The 22,925-nt window shown below is 63.7% G+C and carries 14 protein-coding genes; 4 read left to right on the forward strand and 10 right to left on the reverse strand.

From position 1 onward, the window contains the following. Positions 1–14: 14 nt before the first annotated feature. The 7 genes from J0W34_RS20480 to J0W34_RS20510 form a co-directional block, all read right to left on the reverse strand. Positions 15–203 carry a DUF3460 family protein gene (locus tag J0W34_RS20480; protein ID WP_227818111.1) on the reverse strand — a complete coding sequence of 63 codons (189 nt, stop codon included), beginning with the start codon at positions 201–203 and terminating at the stop codon, positions 15–17. 79 nt (positions 204–282) lie between these two features. After that, the gene (locus tag J0W34_RS20485; protein WP_407941178.1) at positions 283–2,472 is read right to left on the reverse strand and encodes a RelA/SpoT family protein; all 2,190 of its coding nucleotides are present in this window, start codon (positions 2,470–2,472) and stop codon (positions 283–285) included. Between the two features lie 55 nt (positions 2,473–2,527). Further along, positions 2,528–2,743, reverse strand: coding sequence for a DNA-directed RNA polymerase subunit omega (gene rpoZ / locus J0W34_RS20490; protein ID WP_227818113.1), 216 nt, complete (start codon positions 2,741–2,743; stop codon positions 2,528–2,530). Between the two features lie 6 nt (positions 2,744–2,749). Next, positions 2,750–3,364 carry a guanylate kinase gene (gene gmk, locus J0W34_RS20495; protein WP_227818114.1) on the reverse strand — a complete coding sequence of 205 codons (615 nt, stop codon included), beginning with the start codon at positions 3,362–3,364 and terminating at the stop codon, positions 2,750–2,752. A 54-nt stretch (positions 3,365–3,418) separates the two neighbouring features. Beyond that, complete coding sequence (locus J0W34_RS20500) at positions 3,419–5,182, reverse strand: tetratricopeptide repeat protein (protein ID WP_230970024.1); 1,764 nt, start codon at positions 5,180–5,182, stop codon at positions 3,419–3,421. A 73-nt stretch (positions 5,183–5,255) separates the two neighbouring features. Then, a complete protein-coding gene (locus J0W34_RS20505; protein WP_230970025.1) occupies positions 5,256–5,933 on the reverse strand; it encodes a PEP-CTERM sorting domain-containing protein in 678 nt (225 codons plus the stop codon). A gap of 51 nt (positions 5,934–5,984) precedes the next feature. Further along, positions 5,985–13,892 (reverse strand): Ig-like domain-containing protein, encoded by a 7,908-nt coding sequence (locus J0W34_RS20510; protein ID WP_230970026.1) that lies wholly within the window; start codon positions 13,890–13,892, stop codon positions 5,985–5,987. A gap of 367 nt (positions 13,893–14,259) precedes the next feature. On the opposite strand from J0W34_RS20510, the gene J0W34_RS20515 reads away from it, so the two are divergent. From J0W34_RS20515 to J0W34_RS20530, 4 genes are all read left to right on the forward strand, one after another. Further along, the gene (locus J0W34_RS20515; RefSeq protein ID WP_227818118.1) at positions 14,260–16,398 is read left to right on the forward strand and encodes a type I secretion system permease/ATPase; all 2,139 of its coding nucleotides are present in this window, start codon (positions 14,260–14,262) and stop codon (positions 16,396–16,398) included. Positions 16,399–16,408: 10 nt separating this feature from the next. After that, positions 16,409–17,719, forward strand: a complete 1,311-nt coding sequence (locus tag J0W34_RS20520; protein ID WP_230970027.1) for an HlyD family type I secretion periplasmic adaptor subunit — start codon at positions 16,409–16,411, stop codon at positions 17,717–17,719. A gap of 3 nt (positions 17,720–17,722) precedes the next feature. Then, positions 17,723–19,405, forward strand: a complete 1,683-nt coding sequence (locus J0W34_RS20525) for a TolC family protein (RefSeq protein ID WP_230970028.1) — start codon at positions 17,723–17,725, stop codon at positions 19,403–19,405. Positions 19,406–19,680: 275 nt separating this feature from the next. Beyond that, the gene (locus J0W34_RS20530) at positions 19,681–20,115 is read left to right on the forward strand and encodes a hypothetical protein (protein WP_227818121.1); all 435 of its coding nucleotides are present in this window, start codon (positions 19,681–19,683) and stop codon (positions 20,113–20,115) included. A gap of 61 nt (positions 20,116–20,176) precedes the next feature. On the opposite strand, the gene nifS is transcribed toward J0W34_RS20530, so the two are convergent. From nifS to J0W34_RS20545, 3 genes are all read right to left on the reverse strand, one after another. Beyond that, entirely contained in the window at positions 20,177–21,394 is a 1,218-nt protein-coding gene (gene nifS, locus J0W34_RS20535) for a cysteine desulfurase NifS (RefSeq protein WP_227818122.1), read from the reverse strand. A gap of 137 nt (positions 21,395–21,531) precedes the next feature. Continuing rightward, positions 21,532–22,437, reverse strand: a complete 906-nt coding sequence (nifU, locus tag J0W34_RS20540; RefSeq protein ID WP_227818123.1) for a Fe-S cluster assembly protein NifU — start codon at positions 22,435–22,437, stop codon at positions 21,532–21,534. 12 nt (positions 22,438–22,449) lie between these two features. Then, a complete protein-coding gene (locus J0W34_RS20545; RefSeq protein WP_227818124.1) occupies positions 22,450–22,773 on the reverse strand; it encodes a HesB/IscA family protein in 324 nt (107 codons plus the stop codon). Positions 22,774–22,925: the final 152 nt, after the last annotated feature.

The following is a 22,925-nucleotide window of genomic DNA, read 5'->3' on the forward strand; positions in this document are numbered from 1 at the left end:
ACGCCCGCCAACCATTATTCGTCGGTCTGGTAGTAGTACGGCTTGACCGGCACCTTGGCCGCGTTCTGGCGCTTGCGGGTGTCCTGGTCCTGAGGCTTGTCCCACCACAAGGCACGGCCCTTCTGCTGCTCTTCTGTCTGCTCCGGATGCTTTTCCATCCACTCGCGCATGAACTTGGTGTGATCGGATTCGTACAACGCCATGGTTTTCTCCTGAATCGAGCCGCGATTCTAAGCACTTGCCGCCGGGGCGCCAAGTCTTCTGGGCACGCGGCCCTGACTGTTACCGCTTGATTTCCGTCTTGTGTCGCGAGACCTTGGTCACCGCCGGCTGGACGCGCACATGGCGCAGCACCTTGGCCAGATGGCGCCGGTCGATCACTTCGACATTGAAGTAGAGCACCGTGTAGGGCGGCTGCTCCGAGTCCATGGTCACATTGAGAATGTTGGCCTCGGCTTCGGACAGGGCCGAGGCCACCTTGGCCAGCACCCCCCGGTTGTCGATGGTGACCACACGGATGCTGACCTCGAACATGCGATCGGGGTCCGGCTCCCAACCCACGTCGATCCAGCGACCCCGGTCACCACGCAGACGTGCCACGGCAGCGCAGTCGTGGACATGAACTTCAAGCCCCTGACCTTTGCGTACGGTCGCGATGATTTCATCACCGGGAATGGGGTGACAGCATCGTGCCAGTTGCACGGCCGCCCCTTCCGTGCCGCGGATCATCACCGCACCGGCGGGTTTGGGCTTGATCACGTCCGGGCGTCCGGATTCCTGATCCTGCGCCTGCGCCAGGCGCCGGGCGACGATTACCGGCAGACGCTTGCCCAGCCCCAGGTCGGCGAAAATCTCGCGCTTGGTGCGCACGCCGCGATCCCGCAGGAAACGGTCCCAGGCGAATGTGGAAATCTGACCGAGCGACAACCCGTGGGGGCGCAGCGCCTGATTGAGCAGTCGCTCGCCCAGAGCAACGGCCTCGTCCTGCTGGACGGTCTTGAGGTAGTGGCGAATCTGCGCCCGGGCCTTGCCGGTGCGCACATAGCTGAGCCAGGCCGGATTGGGGCCGGCATGCGCTGCGGTGATGATTTCGACCTGGTCACCGTTGCGCAACTCGGTCCGCAAGGGCACCAGTTCGCCATTGACCCGGCAAGCCACACAGCGGTTGCCGATATCCGTGTGCACCGCGTAGGCGAAGTCGACCGGGGTCGATCCGCGCTGCAGCGAAAGGATGTGTCCTTGCGGGGTGAATACGTAGACCTCGCTGGGAAACAGGTCGATCTTGACGTGTTCGAGGAATTCGGTGGCCTCGGCGGAGGCCGACTGCAGGTCGATGAGCGACTGCAGCCAGGAGTGGGTCTTCTGCGCCAGCTCTGACAGACTGGATTCGTCATCCTTGTACAGCCAGTGCGAGGCCACGCCGGACTCGGCCACATGGTGCATCTGCCGGGTGCGCACCTGCACCTCCACCGGGGTGCCGTAGGGGCCGATCAGGGTGGTATGCAGCGACTGGTAGCCATTGGCCTTGGGGATGGCGATGTAGTCCTTGAACTTGCCCGGCACCGGCTTGTAGAGCGCATGCAAGGCCCCCACGGTGAGATAGCACGAGGGCACGTCAGGCACGATGACCCGGAAGCCGTAGATGTCGAGCACCTGGGAAAAGGTCAGGTGCTTTTCGACCATCTTGCGGTAGATACCGTAGATGTGTTTTTCCCGCCCCTGGATCTCGGCCGAGATGCCCCACTGCGGCAAGCGGCCTTCGAGGGCACCGAGCACCTTGCCCACCAGCTCCCGCCGGTTGCCCCGGGCGGACTTCACCGCCTTGTCCAGCACCGCATAGCGCATGGGATGCTTGTGCATGAACGACAGTTCCTGCAGCTCGCGGTACAGCTGGTTGAGCCCCAGACGGTTGGCGATGGGGGCGTAGATTTCGAGGGTTTCGGTGGCGATACGGCGGCGCTTGGCCGGGCGCACGTAATCGAGCGTGCGCATGTTGTGCAAACGATCGGCCAGCTTGATGAGGATGACCCGCAGATCGGAGGCCATCGCCAGCAGCATCTTGCGGAAATTTTCTGCCTGCGCTTCTTCCTTGGAGCTGAACTCGATCCTGTCGAGCTTGGACAGGCCGTCAACAAGTTCGGCGGTCTGCTTGCCGAAGCGTTCGGTGAGCTCTTCCTTGGTGACGTGGGTGTCCTCCATCACGTCGTGGAGGAGCGCGGCCATGAGGGCCTGCGGGTCGAGGTTCCAGTCGGCGACCAGTTCGGTCACCGCCACCGGGTGGGTGATGTAGGGCTCGCCGCTGGTGCGATACTGCCCCTGGTGGGCGTTACGCGAGAAGTAGTAGGCGTTCTCGATGCGGCCGATGTCCTCGGCCTTGAGGTAGGACGCCAGTTTCTTCTTGAGCCGCTCGAAGTCCAGCGACGGTACGCTGGACACCGGCGGCGCAAAGGGGGCGGGGATGGGACGCGCAATATCCAAGGATCAATGCCTCATTCACGATCGCCCCGTTCCGGCCTCCTGAGGAGGCTCAGGCCTGGCCCTTGTTGAGCACTTCCAGCCCGACTTTGCCGGCCGCAATTTCACGCAGGGCGATCACAGTCGGTTTGTCCTTGTCGTTCTTGTCCAGTTCCACTTGCGGCTCGTTGCCGGCGGTGAGCTGACGGGCACGGTAGGTGGCGGCCAGGGTCAGCTGAAAGCGGTTCGGGATGCGTTTGAGGCAATCTTCAACGGTAATACGGGCCATGGCGGCTCAATCCTTCTCTAGGAAATCAAAATAGGCGAGATGACGCGCATGCTGGTTGGCGTAGCGGAGCCGAGCAGCCCGCACGACCGCCACCAGATCACCCAGCGCATCAGGCAATTCGTTGTTAATTATAACGTAATCGAACTCTGAAACATGGCGCATTTCGCCGCGCGCCGCAAGCAGGCGACGGACGATGACGTCCTCGCTGTCGGTGCCACGCCCCCGCAGACGATTCTCCAGTTCATCCATGGAAGGCGGAATGATGAAGATGCCGACGGCTTCCGGGAACATCTTGCGGACCTGCTGGGCACCCTGCCAGTCGATCTCGACCAGGGTGTCCCGCCCGGCCTCGATCTCGCCACGCAACCAGGCCTTGGAGGTGCCGTAGTAGTTGCCGTGCACTTCGGCCCACTCTAGGAATTCACCGGCATCACGCAGGGCACGAAAACGGCTCACGTCGACGAAGTGGTATTCACGACCGTCCTGCTCGCCGGGGCGCGGGTCGCGGGTGGTGTAGGAAATGGACAGCTGGACGCCGGGATCGGCTTCGAGCAACCCCTGAACGAGTGTCGTCTTGCCGGCCCCGGAAGGGGCCGTCACGATGAACAAGGTGCCGGGCATGCGCGCCTCAATGGAATGTAATCTGCCAAGTCTAACGCGAAGCCCGGCCGCGCTCTACAGGGTCTTGGCGGCTTCGCTCTCGATCCGCCACTGTCCGTCGCGCCGTGACCATGTCAGGGTCTTGAGTGACTTGTCGCGGTAGTTGCTCGAGGCATAGTGCTGAACGAAGCGGCTCATCCAGGTGTCATCGTCGATGCGGGTCCACTCCACCGACTCGATGGTGATCTCCAGACGTCCCGGCTTGCTGAGCTTGCGTTGGCGATCCTGCTCCCAACGCTTGCGGCTCATCCCCGCGATGGGGGATGTATCGGCGACGTAGGCGTCGACATAGGCGTTGTATTGCTCGCCCTGCCACGCCATCCGCCAGCGTTCGAGCGCGTCCGACAGATCCGCTTGATCCTGCACGGCGTCGACAGGCTCGACCGCGCGCTCCGGGGCTGCTGGCGCTGCCGTCACCGGCGCTTCCTCTTCAGGCGGCGCGGCAGCCGTCGCGGAAGCCGCTGTTGCTACCGGCGCCATGACATCGCTGGCACGCGGCGTGGCCGGTTCAGCAGGGGACTCCACCGTCCGGGCGGGAGCAGCTTGTGCAACGCCCGCTACCGCGGGGGCCGCCTCGGACGTCAGATTCGCCAGCCGCTCACGTGCCGAGGCGTGCCCGGGGTCGAGCTTGAGTGCCTGCTGCAAGGACTGGCGCGCCGCCTCGGTGTCGCCGCGGGCGATCTGGACCGTGGCCAGCGTGTCGTACAGCGCGGCCTGTTCGCCGCCGACCCGGAGGCTGCGTTGCGCGCGCTCCAGCGCCTTGTCCAGATCCAGCCGCCGCGTCGCGCTCAGGAAGGCGGCATTGTTGAGCGCCACCAGGTTGTCCGCATCGCGCGCAAGCACGTCTTCATAGGCGGCCAGCGCTTCATCACCGCGGCCGGCACGGTCCAGGGCCTGTGCGTGCTTGAGTGCAAGCAAAGTGTCGGCAGGTCCTGTATCGGCAGCACGGGCGTAAGCGTCGGCCGCGTCCTGATGCCGTGACAGGGCGCTCAGGACATCGCCCTTGAGGACATAATCACTGGCGGACATCGATGTCAGCCCCTCAAGCGATGTGAGGTGGGCCAGTGCAATCTCGGGCCGTGCTCTGGCAAACTCGGCGCGCGCCAGCGGCGACAGTGCCAGTGACGATCCCGGCATCTCCGCGCGCACCTGATCGAGCACGCTGACGGCTTCGTCTGCCCGCCCTGCGGAGAGCAGCGCTTTGCCCAGGTCGACGCGAGCGGTCGCATCACTGCCCGGCAGTTCGACGACGCGCGTCAGCTCGTCAACCGCCTTGGCCGGCTGCCGGTCGAGCAGATAGAGCCGGCCCAGCGCCTGCCCTGGCGGGACTGCGGCGGGGTGTGCGCTGACAATACTGCGGACCCGCTCGATGGCCGCAGGAAGATCCCCGTTCTCCAGCGAAAGCCGTGTGTGCGCCTCCAGCACCTTGGCATCGGTCGGCTGCTGCTTGATGGCTCTCAGCGTCCAGTTCAGGGCCGCCAGCCGTTCGCCTCTGAGCTGCATGGAAGAGGCCACGCCCAGCAAAGCAACCACGTCGTCGGGGCGCCGCGACAGAGCGCGCATGAAGGCAGCCTGCGCCGCCACCGAATCGCCCGAAGCAAGCGCCTCCGTCCCCTGCTTCAAATCGTCGCCATACGCGCCGGGCGTCATCAAGGTTTCGGTATTGTCGAGGGGGTCGAACACGATGGGCGCGGCCTGCGCGCTCAGGCTCAGACACAGGGAGAAGCTGGCGATCAGCGCAAACGCGCGTGGCCGGTGGGGACGAATCATGTCGGTCATGGGCAGTCGTTATCCGGGAAGCTGAACGCAAAAAGGGGCCGAAGCCCCCTTTTGCACGAACGTCGGGCCGTGATCAAGCTTTCTTGCGACGTGTCACACCCAGACCGGCAATACCGGCCAGGCCGAGCAGCGCCAGCGTACCGGGCTCGGGCACCGAAGCACCGCGCGCAGCAGAGATCATGTCCTGAGTCGCACCACCCATCCAGGCCGTCAGATCATAGGTATCGACGTTCGGCGTCGGATCCGACAGGTTGGTCAGCCAGTCCGTGGCCAGGGCGATGGCGTCCTGATTTCCCGCGTAGTTCTTGAAAGAGCCCGTGCCGAAGAAATCGGTCCCGGTGTTGGCGGTGTCTGTCAGCTCCCACAGGGCCAGCTGGAATGCAGCGACTTCGACGCTGTTGGTCAGGTTCAGACTGCCAAAGCGCTGGTCGTACAGTGACTGGATACCCACGACCGACTGCGGGAAGGCAGCATCGCTAGTGGAAGTCGGCGTCATGTCGGCCGTACCGTCGTAAGCGCTGATGGTCACGGCAGCGCCCATCTCGATGCAGAAGGCGATGAAACTGTCTGTGGTATCGAGATTCGTGACGTTGTAGTAGCGCGCACTCACCGGGGAGGAAGCACCATTGATGTCGACCGTGTAGGTGTAGCTCGGCACCTGGCGTGGGTCGACCTGCAGAAAATCGGCCATGGCCGGCGAACTCATGAATGCAATGGCCGAGGCCGCTGCAAGTGCTTTGAATTGGTTCATATCCCTCTACTCCTGAAATGGATCTTGAGCTTGAGTCAAGATGGTTGAAACTCAGGCAGCGGCCTGTTCGTAAAGATCTGCCAGCTGGGTCATGGCGGCGATGTCGGCGCTGGCACTATCGAAGCTGCCCGGGAACGCGTCGAGCGGATCGCTGCTACCCAGCAGCGCATCCAGGCTGCCACCCATGTCGAGCAGGTCGGCCATGGAGGACAGATCGACCCCGGCAGCGTCCGCGTCGGCCTGGGCCACGTTGAAATAGACGTCGGTCATATCCACGGTGGAACCGTCGGCCATGGTGGCGGAGCTGCGCTCCAGGTGCAGGTTGCCCTGCGCGTCCATGAACGGCAGTTCTTCATAGGCCACCTGCAGGCTGGCCACACCGGCCTCGGTCAGGCTGAGCAGTTCGCCTGCGTCGGTGGCGTGATTGCCGTTGGCGTCCTGCCAGATGCTGAGCTTGGCGAAGTCAGCGTCGTTGGCATCGACCACGCCATCACCGTTGGAATCGAAGCTGGCCAGCTTGGCGAAGCCGTCGCCCTTCTGGGAACCGCCGAACAGCTCGGAGATGTCGTCGATCATGCCGTTGCCGTTCAGGTCGATGGCGAGCATGCCGTCGTCGGCACCAACCCAGCCCGAAGCGATCGCCTGACCGTTGCCGAACAGGTCGAAGGTGCCGCCAGCGGCATCGCGGGCCACGGTCTCGACTCCGTCACCGTCCAGATCGATCACGATCGGGGTGATGGCAGCGTCGAGGGACAGGTTGCAGGCACCGGCGTTGATCCAGGTCCAGTCGGTGGTGGTGTAGTCTCCGTCGCAACGATTGACGTCGGAATCCTTGCTGTCGTCTGAACCGACATCCTTGTAACCCCAGTTCCAGTTGCTCATGTTGGCCCAGTTGCCCCAGGAGGCCTGGTGCCACACGTTCGACTTGTCGAAGGCCACGTAGTACCAGCCTTCGTTCACCCCGTCGAACTTGTAGTTGCCGTTGGCGTCGGTGTAGGTGGTGGCAACCTTGTAGTCGCAGTAGCCGTTCCAGCCATAGAGCGTCACCTTGATGCCGCCAATGCCGAGCTCGCCGGCATCCTGGATGCTGTTGTGGTTGGCATCTTCCCAGACACGGTTGCCCACGCACGCCTTGGTGGCGCACAGACCGACGTCGATCGAGTTGATGACCTGACCTTCACCCACGGTAAAGCAGTCGGTGACGCCGTAGGCATTGGCATCGCTGTCGTTTTCCCAGGTCGAGCCGCTGGCGTCCTTGGTGGTGACCTTGTAGCCGTCGGGCTGGATCACTTTCACCTGGTAGGTGCCGGCGCGCACGTTGTCGAACAGGTAGTAACCGTCGGCATCGGTGGTCGTACTGGCGACCACGCAGCCACTGCCGTCGAGCAGTTTGACCGTCACGCCCGCCGCGCCCGCTTCGCCTGCGTCCTGGATGCCGTCGCAATCCGCGTCAATCCACACACGGTCGCCCACCTGGCCGAGGGACTCGGGCAGGTCGAAACACAGCGTGTTGGCGGTTGCGTCGGTGTCGGTGCCACCGCAATTGACATCCACACCGCCGTCGTCCTGCACACGGAAGGTGATGGCAGCGTCGGTACTGCCCGAACCGGTGAACACGAGCTTGCCGGCTTCGATGTCGGCAACACTGATCGTCTGGCCTGCGCTCACCGCTGCGCCGTCGAGCGTCAGCGAACCGGCGCCCGGCAGGGTGTCGATGATGACCGACGCGAAGTTGTCGCCGTCGATGTCACTGAAGCCGAAGTCATCCACTCCAACGGTGTAGACACGCGTGTCATCCACGGTCACGGTCTTGTCGGCCCCTTCCGGCGCGTCGTTGACCGGCTTGACGTCGATGCACACATCGACGGTTTCACCGGCCACCGTGGTGGCAGTCGTGGTGGTCTTGGTCAGACGCACGTTGTCGTAGTAGGTCACGCACGTGGAATCGAGCACGATGGTGAGCTTTTCGCCATACACGCAGTCGCGGCTGGTAAAGCCCGTGCCTTCGAAACTCAGGGTTGCGGTCTTGAAGCCGTCCTTGGACACGCCGCCCAGATCGCTGGCCGTCAGGCAGGCGATCAGGGTGTTGCCCGCATAGACCTTGACCAGTGCGCTGTTGTCATCCTTGGAGGTGCTGCCGAGGTTGCCGACATCCACCTTGAGCTCGTACTTGACGCCCTCGACGAACTTCTCGGCCAGCGTCTGGCTGATGCCCTTGGTACCGACCGACGCCACGTTGTAGCCGTCGGAGACGATGCCTTCCTCGTAGCGACCCGGATTCCAGGTCTTGCTGTCGGTACTCCACCAGGTGTTGCCCGTGCTCCAGCCCGGGATCGACGACGATGAGTAGCCGTTCGAGAGGCACTTGTCCTCGAAGCTGGAATTGCAGATATAAACCGATTCGGTGCTATCCACGTACTCGACGGTGCCGATGGTGTAGCTGAAGCCGTCGTTGCCGTTGTAGTTCGTCGCAGGCGTGTAGGTGAAGCTGCCGTCGCCATTGTCGACAATGGTGCCGTGCGCCGTCTGGGTGAACTCCATGATGGTCTGGCCATCTTCCAGATCGACGGTGAAGGTCACCGACTTGTCTTCGCAGGTCATGATGCAGGTGTTGCCTTCGACCAGACCGCCATCGATGGTCAGGTCATCGGCGCAGCTGTTGACCGAGATCACGCCGGTTTCCACAACGCTGTCGAAGGCGTAGAGGGAGACGTTGTCGATGATGCCGCCCACGCTGTCGTTGGTCCCGACCGCTTCACGCAACTCGAGCCGATCCAGGCCGCCCGTGCCTTCCACCACAAAGGTGTAGGTGGTCAGTTCGGTGGAGGTCGGCGAAATGGTCGCGACCTTCTCACCGGCCCAGTACACATCGACCACGTTGGTCGCCAGGTTGGTGCAATCGCGCGCGGCCACGTCCAGCGACAGTTCGTACTGCTGACCGTTGCTGGTCTGGACGTCCTGATACACGCCATTGCCGTCGACGCAGGTGTTGTTGGCGTCGAGTTCGAGCACATTCTGGCCGGTGGCCCCGGTTACGCCGAAGTGATGCGCTCGGCCGATCTCGATCTTGTCGCCCAGGCCCGTCCAGCCCGTGACCGACTCGTACATGCCCCAATCGCAGTTCGGATCCTCGAAGCTGCCATTGACGATCAGATTGGTCGTGCTCTTGCTCGAGAAGAACAGGAAGTCCGAATCCTTGCTATCGTCGCCGCCGATGTTGGCCGTCGTCAGCTCGTAGCCATCGGGCACGGTCATCTGGATCTTGTAATCACCCCAGACGACGTTCTCGAACAGATAATTGCCGTTGGCGTCGGTCGTGGTCGTGCTGGAGGTGTCATCGGCCGTGCCGAACTGACCGTCCGCGCCCGCACCCACCAGGGTCAACTCGACGCCGGCAACACCGGCCTCGCCGCTGTCCTGAATGCCGTTGCCGTTTGCGTCGTTCCAGATGGTGTCGCCCAGATCCACCTTGCACTCGGTCAGACCGGCGTCGAGATCGAGATTGTTCTCGCCCACGCCCAGGGTCACGACCTGGCTGACGCCATCGGCATTCACGTCGGAATCAGCACTGTCGTCAGCGCCGCTGTCCTGAACGGTGAACTCGTAGCCGGTGGGCTGGTCGACCGTCACCTCGTATTGCTGCCCTGCGGTCAGGTTCTCGAACAGATAGTTGCCGTTCGCATCGGTCACGTCGGTCGCGGTCACGTCGTCGGCCGTGCCGAAGACGCCGTCCGCACCGGCACCCGTGAGCGTCACGGTCACACCCTCGACACCCACTTCATCTGCGCCCTGGACACCGTCTTCGTTGGCATCCAGCCAGACACGATCACCCAGCGACGCATTGGCCGGCGGTTCGCCGACCGTGATGGTTGCCGTCGCTTCGGAGATGTCTCCGTTGGCATCGACAATCTGATACGTGAAGGTGTCCGAACCGTAGAAACCGTCATCCGGCGTGTAGGTGAAGGTGCCGTCGGCGTTCACCACCACGGTGCCATTGCTCGGGTCCGTGACCTTGCTCCAGACGTTACCGCCATCGGCCGACGGGGTGTCGTTACCCGCCAGATCGCCCGCGACCGGCACACCATAGTCGGTGCTCAGCGCGTCGTCTGCAGCCACCGGCACGTCATTGGTCGGGGCGACCGTGATGGTTGCCGTTGCGGTGGTTTCATCACCGTTGGCATCAACGATCTTGTACTCGAAGCTGTCCGGACCGTTGTAGTCGGCATTCGGCGTGTAGGTGAAGGTGCCGTCCGGGTTCACGGTTACGGTACCGTTGCCCGGGCCGGAGACCAGTGACCAGACGTTGCCGCCATCGGTCGACGGGGTGTCGTTGCCGCTCAGGTCACCATTGAGGACCGCATCTTCATCGACCGTGTAGTTGTCATCGACAGCCACCGGCACGTCGTTGACCGGGTCGATGGTGATGGTGGCCGTGGCCGTCGTCGTGTCGCCATCGATATCGGTGATGGAGTATTCGAAGGAGTCGGTGCCGTTGTAGTCCGGGTTCGGGGTGTAGGTGAAGGTACCATCGGCATTCACCACAACCGTACCGTTGGAGGGGCCGGAGACCAGGGCCCAGACGTTGCCGCCGTCAGCCGACGGGGTGTCATTGCCGCTCAAATCGCCGGAGACCGGGACATCTTCGTCGGTGGTGTAGGCGTCATCAGCCGCCACCGGGACGTCGTTGACCGGGTCGATGGTGATGGTGGCCGTGGCCGTCGTCGTGTCGCCATCGATATCGGTGATGGAGTATTCGAAGCTGTCGGTGCCGTTGTAGTCCGGGTTCGGGGTGTAGGTGAAGGTGCCGTCGGCATTCACCACAACCGTACCGTTGGACGGGCCGGAGACCAGGGCCCAGACGTTGCCGCCGTCGGCCGACGGGGTGTCGTTGCCGCTCAGATCACCCGAGACCGGGACGTCTTCATCGGTGGTGTAGGCATCGTCCATCGCCAGCGGCACATCGTTGGCCGGGTCGATGGTGATGGTGGCCGTGGCCGTCGTCGTATCGCCGTCGATATCGGTGATGGAGTACTCGAACGAGTCGGTGCCGTTGTAGTCCGGGTTCGGGGTGTAGGTGAAGGTGCCGTCGGCATTCACCACAACCGTACCGTTGGACGGGCCGGAAACCAGGGCCCAGACGTTGCCGCCATCGGCCGACGGAGTGTCATTGCCGGTCAGGTCGCCGGAGACAGGCACGTCTTCGTCGGTCGTGTAGGCATCGTCAGCTGCGACCGGTACGTCATTGGTCGGGGCGACCGTGATGGTTGCCGTCGCGGTGGTTTCATCACCGTCGGCATCGACAATCTTGTACTCGAAGCTGTCCGGACCGTTGTAGTCGGCGTTCGGCGTGTAGGTGAAGGTGCCATCCGGGTTGACGGTCACGGTACCGTTGCTCGGGCCGGAGACCAGCGACCAGACGTTGCCGCCATCAGTCGACGGGGTGTCGTTGCCGCTCAGGTCACCATTGAGGACCGCATCTTCATCGACCGTGTAGTTGTCATCGACAGCCACCGGCACGTCGTTGACCGGGTCGATGGTGATGGTGGCCGTAGCCGTTGTCGTGTCGCCATCGATATCGGTGATGGAGTATTCGAAGGAGTCGGTGCCGTTGTAATCCGGGTTCGGGGTGTAGGTGAAGGTGCCGTCTGCATTCACCACAACCGTACCGTTGCTCGGGCCGGAAACCAGGGCCCAGACGTTGCCGCCGTCGGCCGACGGGGTGTCATTGCCGCTCAGATCGCCGGAAACAGGCACGTCTTCGTCGGTCGTGTAGGCGTCATCCGCCGCCACCGGCACGTCGTTGGTCGGATCGACCGTGATGGTTGCCGTCGCGGTGGTTTCGTCACCGTCGGCATCGACAATCTTGTACTCGAAGCTGTCCGGACCGTTGTAGTCGGCATTCGGCGTGTAGGTGAAGGTGCCATCCGGATTGACGGTCACGGTACCGTTGCTCGGGCCGGAGACCAGTGACCAGACGTTGCCGCCATCTGTCGACGGGGTGTCGTTGCCGCTCAGGTCGCCATTGAGGACCGCATCTTCATCGACCGTGTAGTTGTCATCGACAGCCACCGGCACGTCGTTCACCGGATCGATAGTGATGGTGGCCGTGGCCGTCGTCGTATCGCCGTCGATATCGGTGATGGAGTACTCGAACGAGTCGGTGCCGTTGTAATCCGGGTTCGGGGTGTAGGTGAAGGTGCCGTCGGCATTCACCACAACCGTACCGTTGCTCGGGCCGGAAACCAGGGCCCAGACGTTGCCGCCGTCGGCCGACGGGGTGTCGTTGCCGCTCAGGTCGCCGGAAACAGGCACGTCTTCGTCGGTGGTGTAGGCATCGTCAGCCGCGACCGGCACGTCGTTGACCGGGTCGATGGTGATGGTGGCCGTGGCCGTCGTCGTGTCGCCATCGATATCGGTGATGGAGTATTCGAAGGAGTCGGTGCCGTTGTAGTCCGGGTTCGGGGTGTAGGTGAAGGTGCCGTCGGCATTCACCACAACCGTGCCGTTGGACGGGCCGGAAACCAGGGCCCAGACGTTGCCGCCATCGGCCGACGGGGTGTCATTGCCGCTCAAATCGCCGGAGACCGGGACATCTTCGTCGGTGGTGTAGGCGTCATCAGCCGCCACCGGGACGTCGTTCACACGCACCAGACCGACATCGGTATGCAGATTGTCTTCAACACCCGACACCACGAAGGTGCCAGACACGCCCATGTCGTCAACATCGGAATCGATGTCATCGAAGGCATTGAGGTCGACGTCCTGCAGGGTGAATTCGTAGTTGGCAGGCGCCTCGACCGTGATGTAGTACTCCTGCCCGACGACGCCTTCAAAGTAGTAGAACCCGTCCGCGTTGGTCGTGGTGGTTTCGGTGGTGTCGTCAGCGCTGCCGAAGACGCCATCGGCACCAGCGCCATGCAGGGTCACTTCAACCCCTGCCACACCGGCTTCAGTACCGTCCTGCAGGCCGTCCGCGTTGTCATCCACCCAGACCTTGTCGCCAACGATGGCCGTCTGGAGTCCTTCGATGGTGACCGTGGCCGTCGCGGTTGCCACGCTGCCGTCGATATCGACAATCTGATATTCGAAGGTGTCGGTGCCCACATAGCCAGAGTTGGGCTGATAGGAGAAAGTGCCATCCGGGTTGACCGTCACCGTGCCATTGGCCGGACCGGACACCAGGCTCCAGACGTTGCCGCCGTCTTCGGACGGCGTGTCGTTGTTGGCCAGCGAAGCGCTGACGACCACACCCACATCGGTGGTGTAAAAATCGTCGACAGCCACCGGCACATCATCGACCGGCGTCACGGTCAGCGTGAAGCTGTTGGGCGTCGGATCGGTATCGACACCACCGCAGTTCGGATCGACACCACCGTCGTCCTGAACCTGGAAATCAAAGCCGGTCACGCCGTTGTAGCCCGCATCCGGCACGAACACGAAATTGCCTGCCTCGATGTCAGCGACGCTGACCGTCTCGCCCGCCGCGACGGCGACACCATTAAGCAGCAGCTGACCATTAGCCGGGACGGACGACACCACGACAGCCTGAAAGGCGTCGCCGTCGGCAGGGTCGGAGAAACCGAAGTCATCCACGGCAAAGGCGTAGCTGCCATCTTCCTGCAGTGAAGCATTTGCGTCGGCGCCTTCCGGTGCGTCATTGACCGGAAAGACCGTGGTCGTCACGTTGATGTCGAAGACCACCTGGGTGGAATCGTAGGCAACGATGTAGAAAGGAATTTCGCCGTTGAAATCCGGCATGGAGCTCAGATCGATCTCGATGGTGTCGCCATCGACCTTGGTGATGTAGCTGTCCGCCGGAACTTCAGTGCCGTCCGGAAAGTAGATCTTCCAGATCAGCGGGCTGAGGTCGAGGTTGTAGCCGATCATCTCCATGATGTCGAACCGCTGAGTTTCGCCCTCGCAGATTTCCAGTTCCGCACTGTAGTTGTTGAGCGCCATGTTGCCCCCTATCTGGTTAAGTCGTCAGCGCCGGTCGCGGCGCGCGTCGGAACACGAAAAGCAAAAACCAGACCCCGGTTTGTAAATTTTCTAAACACCCTGCTCAAACAAGTGTTTACCCGCCAACATCAACATCCATGCGGTTTTTAATCACGCTCGCCATGAAGGTCTTTGACACCTTGTGTAAATTATTCCGACAGCCATGTAAGAATTTTTCTTACACGCATTTCGTGGCATCTTAGGGGCTGAAATTCGGAATCGGCGTGACGAAATTTGCCGCGGGCCACGGCTGGACCGTGCGATCATCCGCCCCACATGATCGCACCCGCTGCGTGACAAATGCATAAACCCCCAAGGGGTATCACTCATGACATCAACCCCACCCCGGTCTCTCGTGGCCGACCCCGTCCTCGACAGCCTGGCCTTTCTGGCCCGCTTTTTCGGGCGCGCCGTCGAGGCCGAGCAGATCGTCGGCGGCATGCCTCGTGCCCATGGCCGTATCGACCTTGCACACCTGGATGAGGCTGCACGCAACGCCGGGCTCGGCCTGACGCGTCACGAGGCAACGCCGGACACCGTGAAAGCCACGGCACTACCGGCCATGGTGGTCGGCAAGGACGGGGACGTGATGGTGGTCGTTCATCGAAAGGCAGACCAGGTCGAAGTCCATCAACCCGGCATCGAGGGCACCCGCTGGATGGCGCTGGGCGATCTGGTCGAATCCCATCCCGGGCAGTGGATCTTCGTGCGCCCGCACCTGCGCTTCGATCAACGCAGTCTCATCTATCACCTGGACAAGCCGCAACGCTGGTTCTGGGACGTGTTCCGCCGTAATCGCAAGATCTACAGCTGGGCGCTGCTGGCCACGGTCGTCATCAACCTGCTGGGGGCCGTCGTGCCCTTCTACACCATGGCGGTGTACGACCGGGTGGTGCCCAACAACGCCACCGACAGCCTGTGGGTCCTGACTTCGGCGGTCGTGGTCATCACCGTGTTCGACATGGTCATGAAGCTGCTGCGCGGCTATCTGGTCGAGAGCGCGGCGCGGCGCGCCGACGTGCAATTGTCGAGCAACATCTTCTCCCAGGCCGTGCGCCTGCGTGCGGCCTCCCGCCCGGCCAGCGGTGGCGTGCTGGCCAACCTGGTGCGCGACTTCGAAGCCGTGCGCGAATTTGCCGCTTCCAGCACCATCACCCTGCTGGGCGATCTGCCCTTCATGCTCTTCTTCCTGGTGGTCATTGCGCTCATCGGCGGCTGGCTCGCCCTGGTGCCGCTCACGCTCATCCCGATCACGCTGGGGGTGTCGTGGTGGCTGCGCAAACCCATCGGCAAGGCGCTCAACGCCAACATGGAAGAGAGCTCGCAACGCACCGCCCACCTGTTCGAAGTCATGAACGGCCTGGACAGCGTCAAGTGCCTCAATGCCGAAGCCTGGGCGCGTCGCCGGTGGGAGTCGCTCACCGTGCGCATCTCGGAAAGCACCATGCACATGCGTGAATGGGCCAGCGGGGGCAATCACTTCGCCGCCAGCATGACCGGGCTGTCCACAATCATGATCGTCATGTTCGGCGCGCTGCTCATCGCCGAGGGCGAGCTGACCCTGGGGCAGCTCATCGCCACCTCCATGCTGGCGGGCCGGGCCATGGCGCCGGCCAACCAGATTGCCGGGCTGATCCTGCGTTTCGAATCGGTCAAGACCGCCCTGGGCGCGCTTGAGCAGATCATGAACTCGCCCACCGACGACCGGGACGACAGCCTGTTTCTGCCCAACCTCAAGGGCGACATCAAGTTCACCGACGTTCACTTCGGCTACCCGGAGGCACCGCCGCTCCTCGCGGGCCTCAACCTGCGGATTGCGCCGGGCGAGCGCGTCGGGTTCATCGGCCGCATCGGCTCCGGCAAGACGACACTGCTCAAGATGCTGCTCAATCTTTACAGCGCCAATCAGGGCGCCGTCACCATCGACGGTATCAGCGTCAGCGAGATGGACCCGCACGCCCTGCGACGCCAGATCGGTTACGTGCCGCAGGATGTGGTGCTGTTTCATGGCTCGGTGAAGGAGAACATCCTGCTCGGCAGCACCGACGTGGACGACGAAGCGCTCATCGACGCCATTCGCACCGCCTGCCTCGAAGACACGCTTGCCCGCATGCCCCATGGCCTGGGCACCCAGGTGGGCGAACGGGGCGAGCGCCTCTCGGGCGGCCAGCGCCAGGCGGTGGCGATCGCCCGCGCACTGGCACACGAGCCGACCATGCTGCTGCTCGACGAACCGAGCTCGATGATGGACCCGGGCACCGAGGCACAACTCATCCACAACCTGCGCGAACGCCCCGACATGACCCTGCTGCTGGTCACCCACCGCACTGCCATGCTGCCGCTGGTGGATCGTCTGGTGGTCATGGACAACGGCAAGGTCATCGCCGACGGCCCGCGCGACGACATCCTGCGACGCCTGGCCGGCAACCGCAACACCGCCGGGGCCGCCACCGCGGCTGCCGCCTGAGGAGTCCGACATGGCCATCGACATCGACGTGCAGGCCCTGCACCCGGACTACGACCGCGGCCCCCACAAGGCCGCCCTGTGGCTGGTGGGCACCATCGCCCTGCTGCTGCTGTTCCTGCTGGTATGGATGGCCTTTGCGCGCATCGACATCTCGGCCCAGGGCAGCGGCAAGGTCATGCCCTCGGACCGTCTTCAGACCATCCAGAGCCTGGAAGGCGGCATCATCGAATCCATCGCCGTGAAAGAGGGGCAGCGTGTTGCCAAGGGCGATCTGCTGGCCACCGTGCGCAACTCGCAGTTCGATGCCGATCTGGGCGAGACGCAGCAGGCGTTGTGGGGCGCGCAGACGGCCATCATCCGCCTGGACGCCGAACTGGGCGGCACCACCCCCGTTTTCCCCGATGCGCTGCGCAAGCAGGTGCCCGAACTGGTGGCCAAGGAACAGGCCCTGTGGGCCTCGCGGCGCGACGAGCTCGATACCACGGTGGATACCCTGCGCAGCCAGAAGGACCAGCGCGAGCGCGAACTGAGCGAAGCGCGCGCCCGTGCCGGGGCCTTCCGCGCCCAGCTGGCCATCGCCGAGGAAACCCTGGCCATCGAGACCCGCCTCAACACCTCGGGGGCAGGCGCCCGCGCCGATCTGCTCAGTGCCCGTCAGCAGGTGGCCGGCCTGCGCGGCGATCTCAACGCCGCCTACAGCACCATCAAGCGACTGCAATCGGCCATCGGCGAAGCCGAAGCGCGACTGGTCGAGACCCGCGCACGCTTCATGTCGGAGGCCAGCCGCGAGCGCAGCGAAATCGAACTGCAACTGGGCACCCTGCGCGAGCAGCTCCCCGCCCGTGCGGACCGGGTCAGCCGCCGCGAGATGCGCGCGCCGCTCGACGGCGTGGTCAACCGCATCCTGCTCAGCACCGTGGGCGGTGTCGCCGGCCCGGGCGAGACGGTGATGGAACTGGTGCCGGACGAAAACCGCCTGATCATCAACGCCCGCATCAAGCCCGCCGACATCGCCTTCATCCGGCCGGGTCAGGACGCCCGCGTGCGCGTGTCGGCCTACGACAGCTCCATCTTCGGCTCGCTCGAGGCCAAGGTCATCCGCGTGGGTGCCGACGCCATCACCGAAGAGCGCACCGGCGAGGTGTACTTCGATGTCTCGCTCGAAGCGACCAACAACTATGTGGGCGAAGCCAGCGAGCACCTGAGCATTTCACCGGGCATGACCACCGACGTGAGCATCCTGACGGGCAAACGCACGGTACTTGAATACCTGCTCAAGCCCATCGTCAAGACCTTTGACACCTCCTTGAGAGAACGCTGATTCATGCGCACGCTGGCCCCCACTGCCGTCACGCTGGCCCTTGCCCTGTCCCTCGCGCTGCCGGCGCACGCCGAGCGTCTGCCGGTCGTGGTGCAGGACGTCCTCGCCCGACACCCGGATGCGGCCTCAGCCCAGGCCTTGCTTGAGGCCTCTGAGGCCGTGGTGCGCCAGTCGCGCTCGCGTTTCTTCCCGACCCTGAGCGTGGGCTGGACACGCAGCAGCAATGAGGTCGAACAGCTCGGCCAGCCCATTGATCGCGACACCCGTCGCAGCGAAGCCGCGCTGAGCTGGAACCTGTTCTCCGGCGGCGCCGACGTCTATCGACTCAAGAGCGCGCGCAACGAGCGTGACGCCGCCGGCTCATCGCTTATCGACGTGCAGGAGCAGCTCGCCCTGCGGGTAGCCGATGCCTATGCCGACGTGCTGCGCCTGCAGCGGATCAACGCCGGCGGCAAGGCGCTCAGCCAGTCACTCACCCATCTCAAGTCCCAGGTGGAGGCCCGGGTGGACGCGGGACGGATCTCGCCCGCAGACCTCACCCAGGTGGATGTCTCCATCATCGAATCGGAAGAGCAGGTAGCCTCGCTGGATGCGGCGCTGGCGGCCGCGCTGATGCGCTATGAGCAACTGACCGGCACGGCACCCGACGCACTCGTGCCCCCGGCCTTCGACGCCCTCGACTTTTCGCGGGCCGCACGGCTGCAGGCCACCCTCGACAACAACCCCGGTCTGCGTGCAGCGCGCCAGGGTATCGACGCCCGCAAGGCCGACGTCGGGGTCGCACGGGGCGCACTGATGCCCACGGTGGACGTGGAAGTCCGCCGCCGCCTCGGTGCCACGATCGAGCCGGTCGAAGTCTCGGACACCGTGCGCAGCCAGCAGCTGGCCATCAATCTGGACGTACCCCTGGGCGGCGGCAGCTGGTATCGGGTGGACGAGGCCAATGCCCGCCACCAGGCCGCGGTGGCCGACGCCGCCTCGCTCGAGGAGCAACTGAGTATCGACGTGGCCACCCAGGTGGCCGAACTGGACCGTCGCGAAAGCACCTACCAGGCACTCACCCGCCGACTGGGCGCCAGCCGCACCCTGATCGACGCCTATGGCGAACAGTTCAACGCAGGCCGCCGCAGCCTCACCGATGTCCTCAGCGCTCATCGCGGCCGCTTCGATGCCGTCCTCGCACACGCCAACAGCGAATACGAGCGCTTTCGGGCCCAGGCGACCTTGCTCGCCCTGTCGGGGGACCTGCGCACCGCGCTCACCGAGTCCTACCGCGATCGCGAGTATCTGGCTGCAGCCCCTGCACCCGTGACGCCTGCCGACACCCCCAGCCGGGTCGATACCCCGGACACCGAGCGGGTCAAGACCTTGCTCGAAGCCTGGCGTCTGGCCTGGTCATCCAAGGATTACGACGCCTACCGCGGCCTGTACCTGACCGAGTTCGGCGGCGGCGGCGACGCCACACGGCAGTGGGAGCGCGAGCGCGAGCGCCGGCTCGCCAAGCCCGGCGCCATCGATGTCGAGATCGGCGCACTCACGGTCTCGCGTCCCGATGCTTCAACAATTGTCACGGTTTTCCAACAGAACTACCGCTCGAACGACTACAATGACGCGGTGACCAAGCAACTGACTTGGACGCGCGAGGCGGATCAATGGCGGATCGCCGACGAGCAATCCAGCCCCTGACCTGAACGCAGGCTCCGTTAGACCGGATACAACCCGCGCGTACTGCCCCTGGCGGTGCGCGCTGTTGCCGTTTACGGTCCGGAACCGGGCGACTGCCCTCGCAAAAAATTACAACCGGCGAACGAACTTTCACATGGGGCCACGAGTCACATCGAAAGTCATTCACAAGCCGGGGCTTGAAATCGGAAAGGTCACCCCCATCTTTCCGGCATTGGAGTCTGGCCGCCCACCTGAAACCCCGGTGAATGCGGCCGAACTGGAGTCTGGAGTCATCGATGAGCAGTAAATCGGACAAGAACGTTCGCAAGATCATTGGCACGGCCGCCGTTGCCCTCACCCTGCCTGCGGCTGCCGCCGCCGCCACCGCGCCTGCCGCGACCGTGGTCGAGAAGGCGTCCATGACGAGCCAGGCGAACAAGCGCCAGGCCCGCGTGAGGGAAGAGGACATGGAGCCGGAGCTGTTTCCGCTCAAGCTGCGTCCGGCGCTCACCGCCGCCAAGGAAGTGGGCGAGAAGCCCATCCAGGTCAAGGTGATGGACGCGGAAGGCCGTCGTATCCTGCTGGCCCGCGCGCACGGCAACATCACCCTGGGCCCGCTGCCCGCGGGTGAGTACCGCCTGCAGCTGGTCTCCGGCGCCACCACCGAAGAGCACGACATGAAACTCGGTGCCGGCAAGCGCGGCCTGCTGCGCTACGAACTGGGCACCTGAGCCGCTGCACCCAACAAAAACCCCGGCCGCGGCCGGGGTTTTTGCTTTTCATCGCACCCGATCAGGCATAGGTCGGTGCGAAGGCCTCTTCCGGCGAGGCCGCCGGCGCGTCGCCGTTCCAGTACGGGGAGAGCTTGCGCAGCTGCTCGATGATCGGTGGCACCGAAGCGATCACGCGATCGACCTCCTCGATGGTGTTCCAGCGCGACAGCGAGAAACGGATGGTGCCGTGGGCCGCCGTGTAGGGAATGCCCATGGCGCGCATCACGTGCGAGGGCTCCAGCGAACCCGAGGTGCAGGCCGAGCCCGAGCTGGCGGCAATGCCCATCTTGTTGAGCAGCAACAGGATGGCCTCGCCCTCGATGTACTCGAAGGCGATGTTGCTGGTGTTGGGCAGACGGTTGCTGGTGTCACCCGTGGCAAAGCAGTGGGTAATCTGGCTCAGAATGCCCTGCTCCAGACGGTCGCGCAGTGCCTTCACCTGGGTGTTTTCGGCCTCGAGATGCTGCATGGCCAGCTCGCAGGCCTTGCCCAGGCCGACGATGGAAGCCGAGTTCTCGGTGCCGGCGCGACGACCGCGCTCCTGGTGACCGCCGCGCAACAGCGGACGGAAACGACAGCCCCGACGCAGGTACAGCACGCCGATGCCTTTCGGGGCATGCAGCTTGTGACCCGAGAGCGACAACATGTCGATCTTGGTGTTCTTCAGGTCGATGGGGATCTTGCCCACGGCCTGCACCGCGTCGGTGTGGAACATGATGCCCTTGGCGTGCGCCAGCTCGGCCATCTGCTCGACCGGGAAAATGGTGCCGGTCTCGTTGTTGGCCCACATGGCGGAGACGACGGCAACACGGTCATGCAACATGGACTTGTATTCGTCGATGTCGATGCGGCCTTTCTTGTCCACCGCCAGCTTGTGGACGATGTAGCCTTCCTTCTCCAGCCACTCGCCCAGACTCAGGATGGCCGGGTGCTCCACGTTGGTGATGATCACCGTGTTGCGCTCGGGCTGCGCCTTGAGGGCCGACAGGATGGCTGTCGAGTCGGACTCGGTGCCGCAGGACGTGAAGATGATCTCCGAGTCGTGCTCGGCGCCGATCAGCGCCTGCACCTGCTGGCGCGCCGTCTTCAGTGCCCGGCCCACCTGGGAGCCAAAGGCATGGATGGACGAGGCATTGCCGAAATGTTCGGTGAAAAAGGGCAGCATGGCCTCGACAACCAGCGGATCGACACGCGTGGTGGCGTTGTTGTCGAGGTAGATGGGTTCCAGATTGTCCATGATGGGGCTCCGTCTGATTCCGTGGGGGCGGAGGCGAGCACGACAACGGGTCGCGTCCGCCTTACTTCGGTCGGGTCAGCCGCCTGTCACGACGACCGCCCGGCCTTTATGCGTGGGGCTTCGTGCCGGGCTGACGCTCAGGCTTCGACCGGCATCATCGAGTCGGGCAGCACCTGCACCAGCTCGCCCAGGGCCTCGATCATCTTGGCCTGGATGCCGCCGAGGGTTGCCGCTTCCATCATGCAGCCTTTGCAGGCGCCGGTGAGGGTCACGTAGATGTTCTTGCCCTGCACATCGGCCAGGGCCACATCGCCATGGTCGCGCTGCAGTTGCGGACGCACTTCGTCGAGCACCTCTTCGATCTTCTTGATCTTCTGCACCAGGGTCAGCTTCTTCGCCGGGGCCGCCGGTGCGGCCGCAGCAGCGACCGCCGTCTCGGCCGGGGTCGGGGACATGGCCTCGCCCTCGCCGGTGCGCTCGGCTACGACAGCGGCCAGAATCTCTTCGATGCCTTCGTGGCAGGCGGCGCAACCACCACCGGCCTTGGTGTAGAAGGTGACCTGCTCAACCGTGTTCAGGTTGTTGGCGCGGATCACGTCTTCGATCATCACCGCGTCGATGGCGAAGCACTTGCAGATCAGCGCGCCTTCTTCGTGATCGTCACTCCACTCTTCGCCACGGTAATTGGCCACGGCGGCCTGCAGGGCTTCGCGGCCCATGACCGAGCAGTGCATCTTCTCCGGCGGCAGGCCGTCGAGGAAGTCGGCGATGTCCTGGTTGGACACTTCCAGTGCCTGGTCCAGGGTCATGCCCTTGATCATTTCGGTCAGCGCGGACGACGAGGCAATGGCCGAACCACAGCCAAAGGTCTGGAAGTGGGCGTCCTGAATGACTTCCGTCTCCGGGTCGACCTTGAGCATCAGGCGCAGGGCGTCGCCACACTGGATGGAGCCCACATCACCGATACCGTTGGCCTCTTCGAGGGGGCCGGAATTGCGCGGGTTGAAGAAGTGCTCGCGCACCTTGTCTGAGTAATCCCACATGATGGTCTCCCGTCAAACAGAGAAGGATTCACCGCAGGCACAGCTGCCGGCAGCGTTGGGGTTTTCGAACTTGAACCCGGTGTGGGTCAGCGTGTCGATGAAGTCGACGGTGACGTTGTCGATCATCGGCAGGGTGATCGGGTCCACCAGGACCTTGACGCCTTCGATGTCGAATTCCCAATCGTCGTCGGCCTTTTCGGCCTCGAGTTTCATGCCGTATTGCAGGCCGGAACAGCCGCCGCCGGAGACGACCAGACGCAGGCCGAGGACAGGGGTTTCGGAACCTTTGATGAAGCGCTCAACGGCTTTGATGGCTGCAGGTGTCAGGTTGATCATGATCGGTCTCCAAGGGTTGATGCCCATCCCCTGCAAGGGCTGTGCCTGACTTCACCTGAAGTCATTTTCCCTTATGAATCATGACTTTGAATTCATGTCGTCGCGCGTTCACAGTTGTCGCCTTTACGACAATGGCCGCCGGGAGCGGGGGT

Origin of the sequence: Nitrogeniibacter aestuarii (assembly GCF_017309585.1) — a bacterium.
Lineage (GTDB): Bacteria > Pseudomonadota > Gammaproteobacteria > Burkholderiales > Rhodocyclaceae > Nitrogeniibacter > Nitrogeniibacter aestuarii.

Coding starts and splice junctions, on each gene's coding strand:
- J0W34_RS20530 (WP_227818121.1), top strand. CDS start 19,681: ATGAGCAGTAAATCGGACAAGAACGTTCGCAAGATCATTGGCACGGCC.
- J0W34_RS20510 (WP_230970026.1), bottom strand. CDS start 13,892: ATGGCGCTCAACAACTACAGTGCGGAACTGGAAATCTGCGAGGGCGAA.
- J0W34_RS20515 (WP_227818118.1), top strand. CDS start 14,260: ATGACATCAACCCCACCCCGGTCTCTCGTGGCCGACCCCGTCCTCGAC.
- nifU (WP_227818123.1), bottom strand. CDS start 22,437: ATGTGGGATTACTCAGACAAGGTGCGCGAGCACTTCTTCAACCCGCGC.
- rpoZ (WP_227818113.1), bottom strand. CDS start 2,743: ATGGCCCGTATTACCGTTGAAGATTGCCTCAAACGCATCCCGAACCGC.
- gmk (WP_227818114.1), bottom strand. CDS start 3,364: ATGCCCGGCACCTTGTTCATCGTGACGGCCCCTTCCGGGGCCGGCAAG.
- J0W34_RS20505 (WP_230970025.1), bottom strand. CDS start 5,933: ATGAACCAATTCAAAGCACTTGCAGCGGCCTCGGCCATTGCATTCATG.
- J0W34_RS20525 (WP_230970028.1), top strand. CDS start 17,723: ATGCGCACGCTGGCCCCCACTGCCGTCACGCTGGCCCTTGCCCTGTCC.
- J0W34_RS20480 (WP_227818111.1), bottom strand. CDS start 203: ATGGCGTTGTACGAATCCGATCACACCAAGTTCATGCGCGAGTGGATG.
- nifS (WP_227818122.1), bottom strand. CDS start 21,394: ATGGACAATCTGGAACCCATCTACCTCGACAACAACGCCACCACGCGT.
- J0W34_RS20520 (WP_230970027.1), top strand. CDS start 16,409: ATGGCCATCGACATCGACGTGCAGGCCCTGCACCCGGACTACGACCGC.
- J0W34_RS20545 (WP_227818124.1), bottom strand. CDS start 22,773: ATGATCAACCTGACACCTGCAGCCATCAAAGCCGTTGAGCGCTTCATC.
- J0W34_RS20500 (WP_230970024.1), bottom strand. CDS start 5,182: ATGACCGACATGATTCGTCCCCACCGGCCACGCGCGTTTGCGCTGATC.